This is a genomic window from Monashia sp. HAY1-2A, assembly GCF_056755315.1.
Genome location: NZ_JBNDHY010000787.1, coordinates 1 through 236 on the forward strand (window position 1 = coordinate 1; position 236 = coordinate 236).

Below are 236 nucleotides of genomic sequence, written 5' to 3' on the forward strand. Positions count from 1 at the left end.
GTAATGTTCATCAACAAAAGGTTTCAGCGTATCGGTAATAAAACGTATGTATTTTTTTCCTTCGGAACCGTTGGCAACATGGTCATTATCAAAAATATATTCTTTGATTCTGTCCTCGCTTCCATGTTCAATCGCAATAACAATAATGTCTCCGCGACCGTATTCTGTAAGGACGGACAGTTTCTTATCAATCTCCCAGTTTCCGTACTCGCTGCCTTCATTGAAAAGATTCTGAG

General features: G+C 39.0%; 1 protein-coding gene. It reads right to left on the minus strand.

The window, feature by feature from the left end; translation table 11 throughout:
• Window positions 1-236, minus strand: a 236-nt coding sequence (locus tag ACPYOM_RS23915; protein WP_481347894.1) for a hypothetical protein, incomplete at both ends; no start/stop codon positions are given.